21 protein-coding genes are annotated in these 20,614 nt (G+C 59.6%); 10 read left to right on the forward strand and 11 right to left on the reverse strand.

Going from position 1 to position 20,614, the window contains the following annotated elements; all coding sequences use genetic code 11:
• Positions 1-5: 5 nt before the first annotated feature.
• Complete coding sequence (locus JP75_RS24445) at positions 6-1,493, reverse strand: hypothetical protein (RefSeq protein ID WP_051961359.1); 1,488 nt, start codon at positions 1,491-1,493, stop codon at positions 6-8.
• A gap of 220 nt (positions 1,494-1,713) precedes the next feature.
• On the opposite strand from JP75_RS24445, the gene JP75_RS25665 reads away from it, so the two are divergent.
• From JP75_RS25665 to JP75_RS24460, 3 genes are read left to right on the forward strand one after another with little or no spacing between them, the layout of a single operon-like run.
• Positions 1,714-2,169: a MerR family transcriptional regulator gene (locus tag JP75_RS25665; protein WP_051961362.1), complete on the forward strand. Its 456-nt coding sequence runs from the start codon at positions 1,714-1,716 to the stop codon at positions 2,167-2,169.
• On the forward strand, positions 2,169-5,210 hold the full coding sequence (locus JP75_RS24455; RefSeq protein WP_035087720.1) for an HsdM family class I SAM-dependent methyltransferase: 3,042 nt from the start codon (positions 2,169-2,171) through the stop codon (positions 5,208-5,210). Before JP75_RS25665 ends, JP75_RS24455 begins: the two co-directional genes overlap by 1 nt.
• 34 nt (positions 5,211-5,244) lie before the next feature.
• On the forward strand, positions 5,245-5,979 hold the full coding sequence (locus JP75_RS24460) for a hypothetical protein (protein ID WP_035087722.1): 735 nt from the start codon (positions 5,245-5,247) through the stop codon (positions 5,977-5,979).
• Between the two features lie 50 nt (positions 5,980-6,029).
• Here the strand turns inward: JP75_RS24460 and scpB are convergent, their stop codons facing one another.
• Complete coding sequence (gene scpB / locus JP75_RS24465) at positions 6,030-6,719, reverse strand: SMC-Scp complex subunit ScpB (protein ID WP_084587920.1); 690 nt, start codon at positions 6,717-6,719, stop codon at positions 6,030-6,032.
• Positions 6,720-6,730: 11 nt separating this feature from the next.
• Positions 6,731-7,687, reverse strand: coding sequence for a DUF1403 family protein (locus JP75_RS24470; RefSeq protein ID WP_051961365.1), 957 nt, complete (start codon positions 7,685-7,687; stop codon positions 6,731-6,733).
• A gap of 124 nt (positions 7,688-7,811) precedes the next feature.
• On the opposite strand from JP75_RS24470, the gene JP75_RS24475 reads away from it, so the two are divergent.
• The gene (locus JP75_RS24475; protein WP_051961367.1) at positions 7,812-8,906 is read left to right on the forward strand and encodes a tyrosine-type recombinase/integrase; all 1,095 of its coding nucleotides are present in this window, start codon (positions 7,812-7,814) and stop codon (positions 8,904-8,906) included.
• 74 nt (positions 8,907-8,980) lie between these two features.
• Here the strand turns inward: JP75_RS24475 and JP75_RS24480 are convergent, their stop codons facing one another.
• From JP75_RS24480 to JP75_RS27160, 3 genes are read right to left on the reverse strand one after another with little or no spacing between them, the layout of a single operon-like run.
• Positions 8,981-10,306, reverse strand: coding sequence for an MFS transporter (locus JP75_RS24480; protein ID WP_035087725.1), 1,326 nt, complete (start codon positions 10,304-10,306; stop codon positions 8,981-8,983).
• Positions 10,303-10,692: an MBL fold metallo-hydrolase gene (locus JP75_RS27155; protein WP_244446401.1), complete on the reverse strand. Its 390-nt coding sequence runs from the start codon at positions 10,690-10,692 to the stop codon at positions 10,303-10,305. The genes JP75_RS24480 and JP75_RS27155 overlap by 4 nt, the downstream gene beginning before the upstream one ends.
• Entirely contained in the window at positions 10,638-11,039 is a 402-nt protein-coding gene (locus JP75_RS27160; RefSeq protein WP_244446400.1) for an MBL fold metallo-hydrolase, read from the reverse strand. The genes JP75_RS27155 and JP75_RS27160 overlap by 55 nt, the downstream gene beginning before the upstream one ends.
• A gap of 86 nt (positions 11,040-11,125) precedes the next feature.
• Here JP75_RS27160 and JP75_RS24490 point away from each other — a divergent pair, with 86 nt between their 5' ends.
• Both JP75_RS24490 and JP75_RS24495 read left to right on the forward strand, forming a co-directional pair.
• A complete protein-coding gene (locus tag JP75_RS24490; RefSeq protein ID WP_035087727.1) occupies positions 11,126-11,785 on the forward strand; it encodes an ArsR/SmtB family transcription factor in 660 nt (219 codons plus the stop codon).
• 26 nt (positions 11,786-11,811) lie between these two features.
• The gene (locus tag JP75_RS24495) at positions 11,812-12,996 is read left to right on the forward strand and encodes an MFS transporter (RefSeq protein WP_035087729.1); all 1,185 of its coding nucleotides are present in this window, start codon (positions 11,812-11,814) and stop codon (positions 12,994-12,996) included.
• A 137-nt stretch (positions 12,997-13,133) separates the two neighbouring features.
• On the opposite strand, the gene JP75_RS24500 is transcribed toward JP75_RS24495, so the two are convergent.
• From JP75_RS24500 to repA, 5 genes are all read right to left on the reverse strand, one after another.
• Positions 13,134-13,658: an RES family NAD+ phosphorylase gene (locus JP75_RS24500; protein ID WP_046133975.1), complete on the reverse strand. Its 525-nt coding sequence runs from the start codon at positions 13,656-13,658 to the stop codon at positions 13,134-13,136.
• Entirely contained in the window at positions 13,651-14,022 is a 372-nt protein-coding gene (locus tag JP75_RS24505; protein ID WP_035087733.1) for an antitoxin Xre/MbcA/ParS toxin-binding domain-containing protein, read from the reverse strand. Before JP75_RS24505 ends, JP75_RS24500 begins: the two co-directional genes overlap by 8 nt.
• 96 nt (positions 14,023-14,118) lie before the next feature.
• A complete protein-coding gene (gene repC / locus JP75_RS24510; RefSeq protein ID WP_035087735.1) occupies positions 14,119-15,462 on the reverse strand; it encodes a plasmid replication protein RepC in 1,344 nt (447 codons plus the stop codon).
• A gap of 215 nt (positions 15,463-15,677) precedes the next feature.
• Complete coding sequence (gene repB, locus JP75_RS24515) at positions 15,678-16,691, reverse strand: plasmid partitioning protein RepB (RefSeq protein ID WP_046133994.1); 1,014 nt, start codon at positions 16,689-16,691, stop codon at positions 15,678-15,680.
• Complete coding sequence (gene repA / locus JP75_RS24520) at positions 16,688-17,905, reverse strand: plasmid partitioning protein RepA (protein WP_035087738.1); 1,218 nt, start codon at positions 17,903-17,905, stop codon at positions 16,688-16,690. The genes repB and repA overlap by 4 nt, the downstream gene beginning before the upstream one ends.
• A 425-nt stretch (positions 17,906-18,330) precedes the next feature.
• On the opposite strand from repA, the gene JP75_RS24525 reads away from it, so the two are divergent.
• From JP75_RS24525 to JP75_RS24540, 4 genes are read left to right on the forward strand one after another with little or no spacing between them, the layout of a single operon-like run.
• The gene (locus JP75_RS24525) at positions 18,331-18,948 is read left to right on the forward strand and encodes an acyl-homoserine-lactone synthase (RefSeq protein ID WP_035087741.1); all 618 of its coding nucleotides are present in this window, start codon (positions 18,331-18,333) and stop codon (positions 18,946-18,948) included.
• Between the two features lie 7 nt (positions 18,949-18,955).
• Positions 18,956-19,930 (forward strand): P-type conjugative transfer ATPase TrbB, encoded by a 975-nt coding sequence (gene trbB / locus JP75_RS24530; protein ID WP_035087744.1) that lies wholly within the window; start codon positions 18,956-18,958, stop codon positions 19,928-19,930.
• Complete coding sequence (locus tag JP75_RS24535; protein WP_035087746.1) at positions 19,920-20,285, forward strand: TrbC/VirB2 family protein; 366 nt, start codon at positions 19,920-19,922, stop codon at positions 20,283-20,285. Before trbB ends, JP75_RS24535 begins: the two co-directional genes overlap by 11 nt.
• Entirely contained in the window at positions 20,278-20,610 is a 333-nt protein-coding gene (locus JP75_RS24540) for a conjugal transfer protein TrbD (RefSeq protein WP_051961371.1), read from the forward strand. The genes JP75_RS24535 and JP75_RS24540 overlap by 8 nt, the downstream gene beginning before the upstream one ends.
• Positions 20,611-20,614 lie beyond the last annotated feature (4 nt).

The following is a 20,614-nucleotide window of genomic DNA, read 5'->3' on the forward strand; positions in this document are numbered from 1 at the left end:
AAAGCTCAACCCTGAATCTGTGCCATGGGCGCTGACGGGGAACAGAGTCTTTCAGCAATCAACGGCTCTAAAGTTTGATCTAAAATCAGCCCGACAAGATCGTCAGGTGTATAGTAGCTGCCACTGTTTTTGCGGGCGAACTGGTTGGGCCGTACGGCTAGTGCGCCAGCCTCATCCCGAACGATTTCAAACTCAAGCAACCGTTCGTAGATCGACCCTAGCTGCTGCACAGACAGATCGCGGTAATTGATATAGCGGGGTTCGCCCGACGAGCGTTCGTAGGACAAAGCATCAAGCGCCGGAGCCATAACACTATCAGGTATGCGTATGGTGTCGAGAAGTGGCGTTGCTCCGCTAGCGAAGAGCCCGCCATTATAGGGTGGAATGCCGACTGAAGCATCACCCTTATCAATAATCCGCGCTAGATCGGCAACGTGCGCCCAGATCTTGCCGGCACTGGCGGAGAAACCGTCGCCCTCGGAAATGCGCTGGCCAACTTCGTTACGCTGATGACGCAGCGCATAGTCGTCATATCGCTTCTCACCAACGGGTAGCAGATCGCGGTCTTCAGCATAGAGCAGAAATAACAGTCGATACAGCAACACAAGCGATGCTTGACGTACGTCTTCAAGTGGGGCCTGCGGTGCGGCCCGAGCAATGGCGCCGGCAAGATCAGGAAAGACGCGCTCGAACACTAGCCTGGACAGGTTAGCCGCAACTCTTTCCTCATAGAATTCCGCCGCCGCTCGCGATCGTTCGTGGAAAGTACGGTTTTCCATACCTGTCCGCATGAAGGCATCTCGGCGGAACATGGCTGCGAAAACACGTAGCCAGTGATCGCGTACGGCGTCGTCGGCGGATAAGTCGTCGCTTCCGTCCAGCGCCAAGACACGGCTAAGATCGATTTCAAGGAACTCTTCCGAAACCGAACGGGCGCCCGCCCAGTACAGGCGCCACTTTTTGCCGTTCGTAAGTATACCCCAGCGGAGGTCTCCGCCGGTCAGGTCGTCGATCCTGCGGAGATACCGCAGCATCTGCGTCGATGGTGCAGTCGCCTCGCCTCGCCCGGAGGCACGATCCAATGGGCGCGCCCAACGCTTACTTTCGACTACCGCCAATCCATGTGAATAGCGTTTCCATTGGTCGTCCTGAGCGTTGGCCGCTGCTTTAGACCCCGCATCGGCGAAGAGAAGACCGTCAGGAACATCCTCGCGACCGCCGACACTCAAATTCTGCTGACGCAACGATGCCGTCCAGCCAAGTGCGCTTAGCACCGGCCATATAAAGTCATCTTCTGTCTGGCTCTCATTGGTGTTGTGACTTTGCGGGAAAGCCCCGGCAATTGCCTCCAATGCTGAGCGCAAGCTGGCAGTATCGACAGCCAAATATGCCGGATCAGCCTTGATAGCCTCCGCCAAATAGTCAGTCGTGAAGAGGGAACCGGAAATGAAAGCCGCAAAATCAACCAAGTAAGACCCCTTTGCCGTCACCATAACAGGGCCTCCTAACCGGAAAGCATCTCCCTGCTTGTTGAACGAGCTATACGCGTGTTCCTCGCACGCGTGGCATGTACGTTATCAGACGCATGGCACGATTTAGGACTGTTTCGCAACGCACGTGAAATCGCGACGCAGAGCAGCAGTGCCGCTTTACGCTCCGCTATGGGTATGATACCCATTTCGTGGGGTAACCCGTATTTAATGGGGTACCAGCATGCTGGTTGGCTCAAAGCAAGCACTCGCCATCACCGGACTGTCCGCAGATCAATTGCGTGAATGGACCGGACGCAGGGGCCTTGTCCGTCCGGACATACCCGCCCAAGGGAAAGGTACCCAGGCGCGGTTTTCCTGGCAGACATTGCTTGTGCTGCTGATCGCCCGGACGCTCAAAGAAGACTTTCATATCGAGCTGGAGTCCTATCGAGAACATCTCATTGACCTCCAGTCTAGACTTCGCGGCCAGCCATTTCATGGATTGGGAGAAAGCGCCGTGATATTTGCACCAAAGCATCTCGCGCAATTGAGCGATATCAGCGCCGCCGCTGCCACACATGACACGAGCGCCATAATAGTTGCGCTCCGCCCCTACCTAATGACGATCGTAAGCGGTCTGGGAGCGGTGGAACCCCTTGTCCAACTTCCCCTTTTCCGGGCTGTCGGACTACGATAATGGCAGCTGATCATACAGACATCACCGCGCTCCTCAGACGCCTGGGATATACTCAGGCGTCCGGTTGGGTGCGCGCGGATCACTTTGATGAGGTTTCCGCCCACCGGTTTGCGCTCAAACAAGCCAGTTCAGAAGTTGGTTTGCTCGGCGCCTTTTGCCTGATGCGCACCCGTGAGGCGGGAGTGTCGATTAGCACCCCCCTTGTCTATGTCGCCGTGGCTGCAGATCTTGAGGAGGCCCGAGAAGTACACCGAAGGATATGGAGCCAAGGACTTGTTCCTTTCCTGATCGTGGCCTGCCCGGGCGAGATAGTGCTTTGCCCAGGCTTTTCTTTCGGCCACACCGACTGGGAGAATCTGGTCCATCGCTTTGCCTGGTCAGTGCTCGACAAACTGCCGGAATCTCCAGAAATGCCTGGGTCACTACTGGGGCCGGCTGCAGAACTGTGGGACCTCAGGGCCGTACGGTTGCGCACCGCACTTTTCTGGCGTGATCATTCGATCGACGTAGGGGGGAGGGTTGATCGTCGCCTCCTATCAAGTCTGGAAGCCCTCAGCGAGCGATTGATCACGGGGGTAGGAGAAGAGGCGCCAATTTCGCCTGGGGCCGCCAATGGGCTGATCGGACGCTTCCTTTACGTGTACTTTCTTTTTGATCGGGGCATCATCGACCAGGAATGGGTGAATACCCGCGGACACCTAATCGACCTTTCGGAAAAGTTCAGCGCGTGGACGCCCGAAGCCACTTGGGCGTTGTTCAAGGATCTTGATACAATTTTCAACGGAAGCATCTTCCCGTTATCCGACGTGGAGAGAGCTGAGATTCAGGCAGAGCACATCAACCTTGTGCGTCGCGTGATGAAGCACGGCTCTGAGCCGCTGCCGTCTGGCGGCGAGCAGTTGAGTTTCCTCGACTTCTATCTGGGTACCCTACGAACTGAGACCCTCTCGTCGGTCTATGAACAATTTCTGGAAAATCTGCGAGCTGGAGAACGTCGGGTCTCGGGTGCGTTCTACACGCCCCCGTTCCTGGTGGACTTTATTCTTGATCGCACGGAAGAGCAGATGCCACTGGCTGACGGTGTAACTGTCCTCGATCCAGCGGCAGGTTCGGGTGTTTTCCTAGTGGGTGCGTATCGCCGGATGATCGAGAGGTTCCGCTGGACGAGCCGGGTCGACGACGTCAGTCTCGATCGCCTGCGGGGCATCCTCAAACGCAATATCTTTGGCATCGAACGAAATCGGGATGCGTGCCATGTCGCAGCGTTCAGCCTTTATCTGACAATGCTCGACTATGTCAGCCCCCGGGATTTGACACGTGTTGCCGCCGGGCAGGAGGCGGAGACGTTATTCCCGGCGCTCGTCGGAACAAACATTCAGGCAAGGGATTTTTTCGCCACCACATCGCCGACGACCGACTTTCCGGAGCGGGTGGACTGTATCGTAGGAAATCCGCCGTGGCAGAGCGTATCCAAGCTGGAGTCAGCGCCGGCTGTCGAATGGCGTGATGCCCACCGAGATGATGCTCCGATCGGTAATGACCAGGCGGCAGAGCTTTTTGCGTGGAAGGCGCTTGACCATCACTTGAAGCCAAACGGACTGCTCGGTTTCCTGCTTCCAGCGAAAAGCTTCATCAACCCGACCTCCGAAACCTTCCGATTGTCCCTCGCGAGGCGTCACACGATCTTGGGTGCAGCGAACTTCGCTCATCTGCGATACCGCCTTTTTGCCAGCGCGAGACAGGCGGTCGTTGCTGCATTTGTGCGGGCCAGCGAACCTACGAGCCGCGATCTGGTCTGGGTTTATTCTCCACTTTCGGTGGGGCAGCCATTGGCTCGGAAGGAATGGCCGTGGACCATCTTGCTGGACCGTTCGGAGGTACAAACGGTAAGGCACGACACCGTCGCCAAGAACAGGCGCGGGTGGTTCGACATGTTCATGTTACGGCCTGTTGATCGATACATTCGCAAGTATCTCGAGGATGGAGCGATAACCGGGCGGTTCGCCACGCTGGAGGAACTGTGCGCGACTATCGGCGCGCGGATCAGCCGTGGGGGCAATCCAGAAGAAACGGGCGTTGCCGGTGAATTCCTTCACAACGCTCCGCACGCCAGCGACCAGATTGGTGCTTCCTTGTTCGACGGAGATGAGAACTCCCCAAATGGCTCGTTGCCGCACGAGCAGATGGAACTTGTGCGGCCGGCGTACAAGAACCGCTTCGGCGGCAACGTCCTTTTGATTCCACGCAACCTCAAGAACGTGACGGTGGTTGCGCACCCTTACGGATTTACGTCAAGCATAGTGGCTATGTCTTACGATAAGCCCGCTGAGCAGGTGACGTCGCGGGAGCTAGCGCTATTGAAGGCTGTCAATCGGTTCTTATGCTCCGATATCGGTCTCTATTTGGTGGCCACCACTGGACGCCGCTGGCTCATGGATCGGCGGAACATCGAGCCCGAGGATATTAAGGCGCTATATGTACCAATCACGGGGCTGGATGATGCGAGGATCGATCAGATTCTTGCCGCCGAGTCGCCTCGCCTTCCCGACACCCTGTTCGATCTTTACGGACTCGAAGGTGATATGCGTGAGGCCATCAAAGAATTCCTGGCGTTCCGGATCGGTTTCCGCGACGGGGACGTGCCGTTAGACGCATTGTCTGCTCCTGACGTCGAGCATCTTGCCTCATATAGGACGACAATGTCCGACACTCTGTGCGGGTTGATCGGACGAGACAGCTCATTCGAGGTTGAAATCGTTCCCGATCGAACTCTCGGTCTGGCGGCAATTTCAGTTCGGTACCTGTCCGCACGCAATCCGACGATCCCAAAGCTGGATCTCATGAGGGTCGGGAAGCTCGCCATCGACGAATATTCTAAGTCGAGCGCTAACTCCTTCACGGACGGGTTATCTATCGACCATCGAAATCCAGGCGTGATCACATCCGTGAAACCCCTCGAATACTACCGCTGGACCCTTGAAAGCGCGTTTTCTGACAGCCAGCAAATCATGAAGGCGTTCAGCGAGGGCGGGAATGAATAGGGCCGTGGAAAGCCCAACGCTTCTCGATGTCCTAATGAGGTTCGGCTTCACTGAGGTGAAGGCGGAAATTTGGGCCAGGTTTGTTGAAGAGGCCATTCGCCTGCTGGACGAAGCCGGTCGTGAACTCAGAGGCGCAGACGCCTGGCATACCTACGTTCAAAAACGAGGCGCCCTTTCGCAGCCTAAACGAAAAGGCAAGGCGCATATCCACGTACCTATCGAGGACGGCCTAACAGCCGAGTTGGGACACATCGCTCGTCGCCTGCGAGCCGCAGTGCCACTAAATCATGTACTGCGCCTACAGGAGGTAGTGTTCGAGACCGAGCATTTGATCCAGAGCGCGAACCGTACCGGGCGCCATTCGCGAAAGGTCGACTTCTTTATATACTCACAGTTGGGAACGAACGCGCCGGAGTTCGCTATTGAGGCCAAGCCGTTGCGTTCATCAGCAGATATCCGCAGCCGTTATTTAGCCGAGGAGGGACTGGGCTGCTTCTTTGCCACCGACTCTGTCTACACGCACCAGCCGGTCGCCGGCATGTTGTCCTACTCGCTGGGTGAAACCCCCTACTCGCATCTTGAGAGCCTCAGGACGGCGCTTGAGCAGCTTGAGCCCCGCCCCATGGCCACTGATCAGGTGGACCTCTCCGACCCAATACGTTTGATCTGCTCTCGCCACGAACGGGCACAGTTAAACTTGACACCAGTGACTATCGTGCATTTCGAGATGATGTTCCCGGTGGAAGTTGGGACCTCGGCGCCGGCCTAGGGTGTTGGGATCGGGTGCACGGCTCTCTCCGCCAAAGACAGCTGCTGAGGCTATACTGCCAAGTCTTCCTCATCATCCCCGTCAGGGTTCGGTTCGGCCATCCCCTTGACCGCCATGCGGGTGTCCTCATCACCGTGCTCATCTAGCAAGCCCGCATTCTCAAGTGCTTCCAGATCGGGCAAGTCCCTCAACGTGTCGAGCCCGAAATTCTCCAAGAACCCCTTGGTGGTCACATAGGTGAACGGCGCTCCGGCTGTCGGACTGCGCGGCCCCGCCGTGATCATGTTCTTGTCCCGCAGGGCGCCAATGACGTCGCGCGACACCTCACGGCCCAGGATTTCCGATACCCCTGCCCGCGTCACCGGCTGATGATAGGCAATCGACACCAGCACCATGGCTTCGTTCTGGGTCAGATCGACCGAACGGTCCGGCACGGCAGCAGATGTGGCAATCGCGTCGGCATAGGCAGTTCGGGTGCGGAACGCCCAGGCCCCGGCGATATTGACCACGTCATAGGGTTTGCCGCGCAGCGCTTCGCGGATGTCATCGATCAGCGGGTCGATGCTGGCGTCGCGACCCACTACGCGGGCCAAGGCCTCTCGATCAACCGGTTTGGGCGCCGCGAACAACACCGCCTCGATGCGGTTCATCCATTCGCGCCAGCGCAAGTCGGCCGGCATATCGGCCAACTCAGCATCGAAGATCGGCGGTTCGGCAGCTGTCCTTTTGCGCTTAACCATCTGTTTTGCCCTCACAACCCGTAGAGCCGAAACGTCGGCCGGCCGCTGAGCTCCCGCACCGCACCCAGCTCCCCCAACCGATCGAACAGCCGCCTGGCGCCGCGCGCCGACAGCTTTGGACTCGACCAGGACCCCGGCACCGCGTCATCGGACAGCAGCAGTTTGATGACGTCGCCAGATCCCCTGGCGCGGAGTTTTGGCGCCACCCCCGCCAGTCTTCCGGCTCGTTGCGCCAAATCGGCGCCGAGCTCGCACGCCTCCGTCGCCGCGATCGCATAGGCCAAGAACACCGCCCTGCCCCAGCCTTCTCCTCCCGGCCGGATTCGCTTTCGGTTCTCGCCAAACTTGAACACCGGCGAAGAGACCTGCCCTATCAGCAGCGGCACCGGAACGGGCCATCTGAACTTCTGGGCGAGCAGCATGTCGGCAAGCCAGATGGCCAGCAGCTCGGCATCAGGCCGGGCCCGATAGACGGCGGCGGCAATCTCGGCCGCCAGCGCCGGCGCCGGCCGCGACGAGGCAACCATGTCCTCAGCATTGGCGACGACCTCGGCAAGACCCTCGTCCCAGTGCAGGCTGAAATGCTTTTCAGCCAACGGGCGCACTGTTTCCTCATCGCAACCGGTCGTGCGGCTGGCCAATTGACGCCAGGCCATCAAAAGGTGACCGGAGGGGCCAGGATCGTCGCCGGCGCCGCGCAAATAATGGGTGTCGCGCAGTGAAGATTCGTCCTCGCGCCGGCCGGTCAAATTCACCGCCGCCGCAGCGGACTGCAGCGCCAGGCGCTGGCGCCAGACGCCAGCCCAGACAAAGTCGTTGCGCACCAGATTATCCAATGAATTCAAGGCGGCGCCAGCCAGATAGGCCGCATCGACCTCGTGCAAAACCAAACCACGCGGTCGCGCCCAAGCCGGCACTTTCGCCACCAGCGGAGGATCAATAACCAGCAAATCAGCACGTGACTTCATGCCGGAAGGCTAACACCCAACGGCGCTTATGGCCACTGGTTACGACGTTATGCGCCCCACCTGTCGGCAATACATAGTGACCAATAATCTTGCATTATCGGACGTTTTGCTCATTATAGAGAGAATGCCCCAAAACCTCGACGAAACCACGCAAAACGACGCCGGCAACGCCCCCCTGCCCTGTGCTGCAGCCGCGGCACCCGTCGGCAATTCCGCCGTGTCGATTCCGGGCGGCGATCGCGCCCATTTGCGCGGCCTGGCGGATCGCGCCCGGGACTATGTCGAGGCAGCCAGCTCGGCCAACACCAGGCTGGCCTACGCCTCGGACTGGAAGCATTTTTCTGGTTGGTGTCGCCGGCAGGGACTGGCAGTGCAGCCGCCCGATCCACAGATTGTTGGCCTCTACATTACGGCCTGTGCGACAGGCCAGGCTACGGTTGCGCCAAATGCAGTCAGCACCATCGAACGCCGGCTCTCGTCGCTTTCCTGGAATTACACCCAGCTCGGGCAAGTCCTAGATCGCAAGGATCGCCACATCGCCACAGTGATGGCTGGCATCCGCAATACCCACGCCAAGCCACCACGGCAAAAGGAAGCCCTGTTGCCCGAGGATCTCCTGGCGATGCTGGAAACCTTCGACCGCGGCAGCCTGCGTGGCATCCGCGATCGCGCCATGCTGCTGCTGGGTTTCGCCGGCGGCCTGCGGCGCTCGGAAATCGTCGGCCTCGATGGCGGCGAAGGGCAGAGCGAGGACGGCCGTGGTTGGATAGAGATCCTGGACAAAGGGATGGTCCTGAATATTCGGGGCAAGACCGGATGGCGTGAAGTGGAAATCGGTCGCGGATCCACTGATGCCACCTGCCCCGTTGTGGCAGTGGAAACCTGGCTTAAGCTCGCTCGGATCGCGCATGGCCCGCTGTTTCGCCGTGTGACTGGGCAGGGCAAGGGCGTCGGCGCCGATCGACTGAACGACAAACAAGTCGCCCGCCTGGTCAAGACAGCGGCACTGGCGGCCGGGGTACGGGGCGACCTTTCGGAAGATGCCCGGGGGGGCTTGTTCGCCGGCCATTCTCTGCGGGCCGGTCTCGCCTCATCGGCCGAGGTCGACGAACGCTACGTCCAGAAGCAGCTAGGGCATGTTTCGGCTGAGATGACCCGTCGCTATCAACGCCGGCGGGACCGCTTTCGCGTAAACCTTACCAAGGCTGCGGGACTATAGCCCCTTGCCCTGCTGGGATGCCTGAAAGCTGCCATCAAGCGACGTCAACGTCCACCATGATGCCAAGGCATGAGCTAGGCCAAATCTTCCGGGTTTATCCGCGGATGGGTCTCCTCACCGAATGCCCACAACACCAAGCCCGACACCATCATCGAAAGTGCCACGAACCAGAATGTAGCCTCGAGAGCGCCGCTGAAATGGGCAACCAGGCCGAGCCCGAGCGCACCAATGCCATATCCAAGGTCACGCCAGAACCGGTAAATGCCAATGGCTGAGCCGCGCCAGCTGGGCGGGGCGATGTCGGCCACGGCTGCCGACAGATTGGGATAAAGCAGGGCCATGCCGAAGCCGGCGATGGCGGCCGATGCGGCCCACCACCAAACGCCGCTGCCTATCACCACCATGGCGACCCCGAGGCCCGAAATCCACATGCCGAGCACATTGGGCCAATGACGCCCAACGTGATCGGAAAGTCGACCGGTGAAGAGCTGTGAGCCGCCCCAGGCGAAGCCATAGGCGCCGACGATCCAGCCGATTGAGGCGAGGTCCATGCCCTTCTGGAACAGGAAGACCGGAAAGATGACCCAGACTAGTGCATCGACGAACTTCTCGACCATTCCGGCCTGGCTGATCGCGGCCATGCGTCGGTCTCGCCAGGACATCAGCGTGAACACCTCCCAAGTCGTGGGACTGTCGGAGATGTTGCGGGGATAGCGCGGGCGATAGGCGCTGGTTTTGGCATTGGCGTGCGTGGCAGCCTCTGCCTTGGCCCATGGCAAGGTATCGCGAACCCAGACCAGGGTCAGTACCAGCGCCGTGATCACGACGGCAAGCCCGAAGATCAGCAGCCCCAGCCTGGCGCCGAGCGCCGTCGCGGCGTAGCCGGTGACAATGCCCGCTACCGCCACGCCGACATAACCCGCAAATTCATTGAGGCCGATCGTCAGCCCGCGCTGGTCAGCACGGGTGATGTCGAGCTTGGAGGTTTGGGTCATCGACCAGGCCAGACCCTGATTGATGCCGAGGAGCACGGTTGCCGCGACGATCCAGTTCCAGTCGGGCGCGAAATAGATCATGAACGGGACAGGCAACGCCGCGATCCAGCCGAGCAGCAGCACGCGTTTCCGTCCAATTCGCTCGGACAGCCGACCGGCAACGAAGTTCAGCACACCCTTGACCATGCCGAAAGCGACAACAAAGGCGGTCAGGAGGATGAAGGAGCCACGGGCCACACCGAATTCGGCTTCGGCCAGCGCCGGCACCACTGTCCGCATTATGCCCAGAGCAAAGCCCACCAGCATGACCTGGAGCAACTGATGGACGAACTGTGTCAGGTTCTCCCGAATGCCCCGTGTGAGCGGGCCTACATTGTCACCCGAAAACACTTCACCTTCGCTCATGCGACGATTTCCAGCCCGGCATTGCGGGCACGGTTGGCGGCCGCCTCCAGCGGCGGTGGCGGGATGTCAGCGACCATTTTCGCTACGAACTCACTCTCGTCAGCAATGCGGAATGCCTTGTTGAAGCGCTTTTCGAACCCGATGGTCGAAGTTGGCTTGCCGCTGAGGCTGCATCCGCATACCGAGCCGGAAAAGGCACCAGGCAACACCTCCATATGGTCAGGCAGTGCCTTGAGCCGTTCCACGCTGGCAAACAGCGCCCGGGCACCGTCCTCGGCACTGCTGGCAAGTTCGGTTCGTCCCATGTCGCCCACCATCAACGTATGGCCCGTCAGGACGAACCACGGCTCCTCGGCGCGGCTACGATCGGTGACCAGTAGCGACATGTTTCAGGGGTATGGCCCGGCGTATGCATGACGGAGAGCAGGACATTGCCCGGCTCTAGAACGCTGCCGTCACTCACGCCATGAAAGTCGAAATTCGTTTTGGCGCCGGCGAACAGGGTGTACTTGCCGCCGCTCGCTGCGGCCAAGGCACGCCCGGATGAGATGTGGTCGGCATGGATATGCGAGTCGATCACATAGAGTATCTTCATACCGGTGGCAGCAGCAGCTTCGAGATAGGGTTCAACAGGCCCGATAGGGTCGATCACCGCCGCTGACGCCTTGCCGCCGCAGCCCAAAAGGTACGAGGCCCCCACGGGGTCGAAATGCAGGAACTGACGCAGGATCATGATGGAACTCCGCTAATACCAATCCTTGCGGAGCGGTCCAGTTTGTTATAGTCAATAATTCCATTGAATGATCGAGCGATGTGCTGATGTCAAGTCCTTCACCCAAGCTGGCCCTGTTCGAGCAGTTCGCCCTGGTCGCCAAGACGCTGGGCCACCCGCAACGGCTGGAGCTGATCGAGCAACTCGGCCAAGGGCCGCGCAGCGTCGATCTGCTGGCAGAAAAGCTCGGCTCGCCCATCGCCAATGTCTCGCAGCATCTGCAGACCATGCGCCGCGCCGGGCTGGTCGCAGCGGAGCGCCAGGGCAAGTACGTCGTTTATAGGCTGGCCGACGCCAGTGTCCTGGCAGCTATGCAGGCGATCCAGCGGGTGGCCGAGAATAACCTCGCCGAAGTCGACAAGATCGTCCGAGGCTATTTCGAGCAGCGGGATAGCCTCGAGCCGATCACCCGCGACGAACTGTCGGGCCGCCTGCGCGACGGCATGGTCACGGTGCTCGACGTGCGACCGGCAGACGAATTCGCTCTCGGCCACGTCCCCGGTGCATTGAATGTGCCGCTTGCCGAACTCGACGCCTGCCTGACCACGCTCGACCCCGAAAAAGACATCGTCGCCTATTGCCGTGGAGCCTATTGCGTCATGTCTTTCGAGGCGGTGTCGCGCCTTCGGGCACAGGGCTTCAGGGCCCGCCGCCTGGAAGACGGCATGCCCCAATGGGCGGCAGCGGGCAACGCCGTCGCATCATGACCATTCTGAGCTGAGAAGAAGCAACCATGCAGCCCATGCACCGACAAGTCTTCCTGCTGGCGACGGCACAGGCGCTGTTCCAGATCGTTTCGGTATTGGTGATGACCATTGGCGGCCTGGCCGGAAGCATTCTTGCCCCATCGCCGGAATGGGCGACCGCACCGATCGCGGCGATGTTTCTTGGCACCGCGGTATCGACGGTTCCCGCTTCGATGTGGATGACACGCGTTGGCCGCAAGATCGGCTTCGTCACTGGAGCCAGCTTGGGTACCTTGGGCGGCCTGGTGGCTGCAGGCGGGATGATGACCTCGTCCATCACACTGCTCTGCGTGGGCACCTTCCTTGCGGGATGCTACCAAGGCTTCGCCCAGTTCTATCGCTTCGCAGCCGGTGAGGTCTCCGATGACGGTTTCAGGCCGCGTGCCATCTCGCTGGTGCTTGCCGGTGGGGTGGTGGCCGCACTCGTCGGGCCGCTTTTGGCGCGATGGGGCGGCGAACTTTTGCAGCCGACGTACACGGCGTCCTTCCTATTCCTGTCGGTCGCTTCGGCCCTGGCTGTTGGCGTGCTGCTTGGCGTGAACGTCCCGCAGAGCGTAGACACCGCCGATGAGCGGGCCGCGGTACGGCCCCTCCGTGAAATCGTGCTGCAGCCAACCTATCTCGTCGCGCTCTTCGGCGCCGTCACCGGCTATGGCATCATGATCCTCGCTATGACGGCAACACCATTGGCCATGGTGCATCATCAGCATGATCTGGCTGCCACATCGACCGTGATCCAGCTGCACGTGCTGGGCATGTTTCTCCCCTCGTTCTTCACCGGTTCCCTCATCGCCCGTTTCGGCGTCCTGCAGGTCATGCTGACTGGCATCACGCTGCTGACAGGCCACGTGCTCTTTAGCCTCTCCGGCACCGGCTTTTATTCCTTCACAGCGGCCTTGATCCTCCTGGGTGTCGGCTGGAACTTCCTCTATATCGGCGGCACCAACCTGCTAACCCGTACCTATACAACCGCTGAGAAAGGCAAGGCACAGGCTGCCAATGACCTCACCATCTTCATCGTCGGGCTGGCGGCGTCACTGAGCGCCGGTGTGCTGCAGAACACCATGGGTTGGCAGGCGCTCAACATGTGGCTTCTGCCTTGGCTGGGCATGGCTGCTGCGGCAATCCTTTGGCTGAGAATATCGCCAAAGGGCGTCGCGATCCGCGTATAAAGGTCAGGCGGGCGCGGACCAGTCGTCCGAATGTCTTACTTTCCAACAGCTGGCCCATAAGCTGCCGGTCGGCAAGCCACCCCTTCTAGGCGTGGACCAAAGTCCCCTGCCCTATCCCGCCTCACGGGAACGACATGTTATGGGTTTCGCCAAGACGCCGAGGTTGTCGGAAGCCGGCCGTCAGGGTCAACTACCCTAAGAACCGGACCATTCGACTGGTTCCAGCGCCAGAGTGCGACACAGCTTCCACCTGGAGACATAAAAGACGGATAGATGACCCCATCAACCTTCGCGTCAACAAGCATTTGATATGCGGCATGCGTGGCAGCGACGATCCCCTTGTCCAGTTCCGACCGCCACTCCGTCTTGTGAATGTCCTCGTCCAGTCCCCATTCGCGGAGGATCGAGGGATCGGTGGTGTCGACGAGGCGTGCACCGGTTAGCTCCAGCTGAGCGATCAATGCTGGATGCTGCACGAAACCTTGATTGTATTCTGCCCAGGCGGTCGACAATTCCTGCGCGGCATAAATCGTAGGGACGCCCACTGGATTCCAACGGCCTCCAAAACGAGCAGCGCCCTCCCCCGATAGCGGTAGATGTGACCAGCGAGGAACGTAGGCTCGCCACAAAATGATCGGCTTAGGGTCCGTCAGCCTAGGCATAGACACCCGAGCGCACAGCCTCGAGATAGGCAAGGACCTGATCGGCTTTACCATCTCCTACAAGATCGTAAGCCGTCTTGCCCGCCCAGCCAGGAATTGGTTGGTGCTTAAACCAAATCACTGCACGATTTTCGTCGCCAGCCATCTCCGCAGCCATAGCAAGAATGCGGACGATGGGGCTCAGTGCCGCGTCTACCCTCCGGGTGGCCGTTTTGGCGGTAAGGGTATTCCGGGCAATTCCGATTAACTTTGCAAGTTCGGATTGCGTCACGCCGAGTTGTTCGGACAGCCGTGGCGCCGACAGAAAGGGCGAGCCGCCATCGCCAAACCGAACTGCACCGATCTCGAGACCCTGGGGTTGCATAAAAGCACTCCAATCCATTTTTTGAGCACGTTTCACGCAATATGCGATCAAACAATGCTCACTTCAAGTCGAAACCTCACGTGGGCCGCCCTGCAATTAGGCTTTGTGGTCCCACTTATCGATGCTCTTCCTCAAATTATCGCTGACCTCGAGCCGCTTCTGGGTACGATCGAGGCGTTGAGCGGCCCCCAACTCGCCTTCGGCCTCGGTAACACCGGCGCCGACTGCCTTGGCAGCGTCCAGTTTGGCCCTGAGCAGCGCCATGATCATCGGCCAGGTCGAGAATTTCCCTTCCTTGGCGCGTTCGGTCAGATTTCGCAGGTAGCCGCCCGGCGACTTTATCTGGTCCGTCCTCTGGTAAATGGCGGCGAGGGTAATTGCGGCCTGCTGTTCGCCCATCGCAACTTTGGCATCTTCCCAGGCGCTTGGGCTGATCCCCAATACCGGCCGGGCCAGGTCCGTGGTGGCCAGGAAATCGCGCCAATTGCGGATGCCGCCGCCGTCCTTCACCAGCCAAAGCAGGTTCGGGCACGCATCCAGCACGATGCCGAGGGGCAGTTCACGCTTCGGCAGGCTCCGCAGGTTGTCAGTTTCGCCGGCGCTGCCGCTCGCTTCTCTTTTTATTCCTAAGCCGCGTTCAGATTCAGTTTTAGATTCGGTATTTGAATTCTGTATGTGGCGCTCAGTTTGAGACTCATTGGCGTTCAGATTCTGTGATTTTACGAAGGATTCCAATACGTCACGGATCTGGGTCCAAAGATCATCGAGCTCGGCCGCCACCTCCTCGAGTACCTGGCGGGGGGCTGTCCTTGGAAGCCGGCTGATGATCGCCTGATACTCGACATGTACGGTCCCCCAGTTGCCGGGAACGCCTTCCTCGATGCCCGTTTCGATCATCTTTGCGATATCGCGGCGACATATGGTCAGCCGTTCTTTGACGACCTTGTAGGCCTTCTTCTCGGCGCGGACGGCCTCTGCAAGCTCCTTGAACTCCACAGCTCGGGCAACGATCGGTGACAAGTCAAAGCCATAGGCTTGCTCAATCTCGCCCCCCTGCCCCTTGCGGGCATAGCGCTTACCATTGGGGCTATCCCGTCGGACGACCAGCCCGCAATCGACCAGGTTCGCCAGATGCCGGCGCAGCGTCGCTGGCGACATCCCGTTGGCCCTGCCAATGAGCTGCTCATTGGACGGCCAGACGATGAGCGCACTGTCACCATAGAACGCTGTCTCCGGATGGAAGGACAGCAGGGCATCAAGGATGGCCAGAGCCCGATCGGTGGCGCCCAAGGCCATCCGGGCTTCCTTGATATCTCTAAAGACGTGCCATTTATGCACGGTGGCGCCTTCCGGCGCCGTCTGGGCAGTGACTTGACTGGCAATCATGCCAAGAGTCATCGACCGCCGCCCAAAGGGCGTCGTTACAGTATGGGTCTGCATTCTTCTTCACCTATCTCTAGGCAACAGAAATACGCTCGCCGAACCGACGCTCAGTGCCCGAAGGCCTTGACTGTGATTCCTGGAAATGCGATTCTCTTGATACCACTCTTGAGAAGGGCTTCCGGAATGTCGTTTCGGGGGCCTTTTTCTTTGCCCGGTTTCATGTGCTTCCGGTGCTAATTGTCAGCTGACAATTCACCAAAAGCGTTTGATATTCAGTGACTTGATCCTTTCGACTGTTTCTCTGTTCTGGCTTCCGCGCTGCCCGCAAACTCGTCAAGGAGAGCGGGAAGGCGTTGTTGGATGAAGCTTGCGAAGGCAGGGTTGTCTGAGACAAGGCGGACTTGGCGCCCCTTCTTTTCAACCCACGCAATTCGGTCGGGAGAGGCAAGCCGGCGCTTGGCCGTGCGCTGCTTTGATCCGACGGCCTGCAACGCCATGGCGAAACGCTGATCGCTGTCGCCGCTTTGAAAGTCAGATGACCCCAACACTTCGTCGAGCGCCTCGCGCGCGCCGGCGAGCTCGAGGCCTTTGACGAGCTGGAGCCATCTAGGGCGACCAACCTTGGGCGCGGAGCCAATGGCAACGATCAGGTCCTCGCCGAGCGCCTGGGCGACGGTGAGCAGGCGTGAAATCTCTGGCTTATCGACGCTGAGGGCGGCCGACAGCGTGTCGCGATCGAAACCGTGTGTTTCCATCTGCATCGCGAAGCGCGCGCGCTCGACAAAGGTCAAGTCCTCGCGCGGTCCATTCTCCTGCCCCTGCAGGATGACCATTTCCTGGTCGGACAGCTTGCGGACAATTGCCTTGAGCTTGAGCCCAAGCTCTTGAGCGACGCGCCAGCGCCGGTGGCCGGCGGCGATCTGGAAGCGCCCCTCTTCGGTGGGGTGCGGACGGGCGATAACTGGGATCTGCTGCCCGTTCTCGGCGATCGCCGCCTTGAGCTGTTGGAGCCGTCCATCGCTTGCCGATGAAATGCGATCAGAAACGATCGAGGCACTGAACAGCGCGGGATCAAGCTCCTGGGTCGTTTCTCGACTGGCCAGCTCTTCACGCAATACCTTTGCCTGTGCGGCCTCGGCCGACAGGCGATCGAGGCCAAGGCTCATTGCCTTGACGGCTCCCGAGGGCCGCGCCTGCGACGGAGATCCATCCTCCGGACGTCCCGGCTTGCCGGCGGCGACCAGACTTTGCAGAATGTCCCTGCCCCGACCGTCGGGCTTCTTCATTTGAGCGCCCTCCCCCATGCCTGATGGACCAGCTTCTCAATATCGCCGTTGACAGCATCCATCGATTCAAGCGCCCGGTCGTAGGTCTGGCGGTTCATCGATTCACGAGGTGCTTCGTAGACGGTCTGTTTGGAAAGGCCAGCGTCAGAAATGGCCGTAGACTTGACCATCATCGGCGTCAGCACGCGCTCCCCGAAAAGATTGCGCAGGAAAGCCACGATCTGGTTCTGCGGGCCGTCATTGGGTTCATGCCGAGTGACAAGGTATCGCATCCAGTCATAATTTAGGTTGCCACCATTATCGCGCACTACTGCCAGCAATTGCGAAGTCATGGCTAGGAACTGATTCATCGAGGCGACGTCGAGCATTTGCGGGTGAACGGTGATCAGGACGGCCGTTGCGGCGCACAGCGCCGACATGGTCAAAAAACCCAGCTGGGGCGGGCAGTCGATGACGACGACGTCGTAGTCGTCTGCCACGCTTTGTAGGGCACTGGCGACCCGCATGAAAAACAGGCCATCGTCGTCATGCGTGCCGCTCGACAAGACGCGAGGCGTGTCGTGCTCGAACTCGTGCAATTCGAGATTACCGGGCACTAGGTCGAGGCCAGCGAAATAGGTCTTGCGAACGATTTCGGAGAGCGGTCGGCGCTGTTCGTCGTATCGGATAGCGCCATAGAGCGTCATGTTATCGGCCACGTCGAATTCGGGCTGATAGCCGAACAGGGCCGACATCGATGCCTGAGGGTCGAGATCGACAGCGAGAACACGATGGCCGTGCAGGGCTAGATATTGCGCCAGATGGGTTGCCGTCGTGGTCTTGCCGGACCCACCCTTGAAGTTGGTGACGGCTATGACCTGCAGGTGCTCGCCCTGCCTGCGCCATGGAAGGTATGAGGTCTTGCCTTTGGTAAGGTGCTGCCGAAGGGCATGGACCTGTTCCAGGGAATAGCGGCGGCGCCCGGTGGTGGCCTTTTCAGGGATCGGGCCGGCTTCGTCCGTCGCCAGGTTTCTGATATAGCTTTCAGTCACGCCGATCAGTTTTGCGGTTTCGGCGGTTGAGAAGGTTCGAAGCTCTTTTTGAGCCTCAGGCGGAAACAGACGTTCCCGGAGGACCTGGAGCTGCGAGCCCAAAGCCTGAGAATCTTCCCAGATCGTTTCATCGAACGCTGGCCCGCCCTGGGGTCGGGAATTTGCAGCTACAACTGGCTTCATCGTGAAAGTCGCAAAATAGTGCCACTCTTATTAATTTCCGCAAATTGACCCGAGTCCTGTGAGCCGGTCAAGGAATATTGGGTTAATGGATTCCTAAGGCACTGGAAGTGCACGGCTAGAACTATGATTTCATTGTGCTTTTCTCTAATTGTCAGCTGACAACTACATGACCTAACGCTATATGCCGACTTAGTGGTTGCTACAAAAGACGCAACCGACGTCCCGGACCGCCCCCACAAGACGCCGCGAGAGCCGGCTGCCTCACTTCCCACGTGCCCGCAACGCAAGTGCAGCGACCACCGACTCGTTTGTTTGGTCAAGGTATGCGTATCAGCGCACCCCTGTCGCCTATCGGATTTGATAGGGTGCGGGAGGACACGGGCTGTGGTGCCTTTGCGAACAGGAACACAACGCAAGGCAGGACGATGGAAGTCATCGCTATTGGTCCACACGACCGCTCCCAAAACCCTTTGCTGGTGGAACAGATGCACCGTCTCCGCGCTCGCGTCTTTCGTGAACGCATGGGGTGGGATGTTGCCGTCGTTGATGGGCAGGAATCCGATCAGTTCGATGAGCTCAACCCAACCAGCATTCTAGTCGTCGACCGCGGTGTGGTCATTGGCCATACCCGCGTCTTGCCGGCGATGGGTCCGACAATGCTGTCAGAAGCCTTCAGCTTTCTGACTTCTAGCAGCGCCTTTGCCCCGCACTCGCGAATGCTGGAAACGTCGCGGTTCTGCGTCGATACCTCAACAGCGCGTTTGACCCCCGACGGCATCCATCTCGCTACCATGACTTTGATAGCCGGCATCCTAGAATGGGCAGCCCTCGGTGGTTATTCCGAGATTGTGACGGTCACCGATGTGCGGCTGGAGCGTATTTTGCGCCGGGTCGGTCTGCAGTTGCGCCGCTTGGGTGAGACCTCGCGGATCGGAAACACGATTGCCCTGGCCGGTATTGTGGCCGTGGACGCCCAGAGCATTCAACGGGTCCGACCGCGCCAATACAAATCCACCTTCACCAAGCTCAATCAAGCGGCCTAGTCTTCCCATGAGCCAAAGTCACTCATCAGCAGATCGCCTTGTGCGCAAGCTTCAGGACGCGCTTGGGCCGATCATTCGGACCGCGCTGGATGAGCCAAGTGTCGTCGAGATCATGCTCAATCCGGACGGCAAGCTGTTCATCGAGCGGATCGGGCAGGGGATCACCCTGGCGGGTGATCTGGACGCGCAGTCGGCAGAAACCATTATCGGTATCGTCGCTCACGCACTCCAAACCGAAGCAGACCAGGATCGTCCCATCATTTCAGGCGAACTGCCGATTGGCGGTCATCGCTTCGAAGGCTTGTTACCGCCGATCGTCGCCGAGCCATCGTTCTCGATCCGCAAGCGGGCGTCGATGTTGATCCCGCTCGCCGCCTACGTCCGCGAGGCAATCATGACCGCAGAGCAGGCCGAAATTATCTGCAATGCGGTGGAAGCCCGCATGAATATCGTCATCGCCGGTGGCACTGGTAGCGGCAAGACTACACTCGCCAACGCGATCATCACCGAGGTGGTCAATGCCGTGCCTGAGCATCGTGTGGTGATCCTGGAGGACACTGCAGAAATCCAGTGCTCAGCCCAGAACGCCGTGCTGCTCCACACCTCCGATGCCGCGGACATGGCACGGCTTTTGAAGTCCACTATGCGTTTGCGTCCTGATCGCATCATTGTCGGGGAAGTTCGCGACGGTGCGGCGCTAACGCTGCTCAAAGCCTGGAATACGGGCCATCCCGGTGGTGTCGCCACCATTCACGCCAATAGCGCGCGTTCTGCGCTGACGCGTCTGGAGCAGCTCGTCGCTGAAGTCAGCCAGATGCCGATGCGTGAGGTCATCGGCGAGGCGGTCGACCTCATCGTGGCAATTGAGCGCACGCCAAATGGACGACGCGTTTCCGACATCCTGCACATCGAAGGGTTCCGGAACGGCGCCTACCAAATCGAAAGTCATTCATCGAACAAGGAGCGGCTCAATGTCGCCTAGAGTTTTGCGGCTTGCAGCCGGCGCAGTCGTTCTTGCGTGCCTGTGCGCGCAGCCGGCCTTGGCCAGCGGGGGAGGGGGCCTGCCCTGGGAAGGGCCGCTGCAACAGATACAGGAGTCCATCACCGGTCCGGTCGCTGCCGCAATCGCGTTGGCGGCCGTCGCGATTGCCGGCGGCATGCTGATCTTCGGCGGCGAGCTGAACGATTTTGCCCGACGCCTTGTCTATGTGGTGCTTGTCGCCGGGATCCTGCTCGGCGCCACCCAAATTGTTGCTCTGTTTGGCTCAAGCGGCGCGTCGATCGGCGGTACTGCAAATAGTAGTTCACTCTTTGTTCAGGACCAGATTTATGGCTGAGGTCGGCAGTCGCCTCCAGCGAATACGGCTCCACCGCGCTTTATCGCGACCGAACATGCTCTTCGGTGCCGATCGTGAACTCGTCCTCGTGACCGGACTGTCAGCCGTCATCCTCATCTTTGTGGTCCTGACGCCTATTTCGGCCGTGTTCGGATTCGCGATGTGGATTGTTGTCGTCGGCCTGCTGCGGATGATGGGCAAGGCCGATCCTCTGATGCGCCAGGTCTATCTGCGACACATCCGCTTCCGCCGGGTGTACCGGCCGACAGCGTCGCCCTGGCGCCGGTGTTCCCCGTCAGCGCCCATGGCACAGATTCAGGGTTGAGCTT

Source organism: Devosia riboflavina, from assembly GCF_000743575.1.
GTDB classification, from domain to species: Bacteria; Pseudomonadota; Alphaproteobacteria; order Rhizobiales; family Devosiaceae; genus Devosia; species Devosia riboflavina.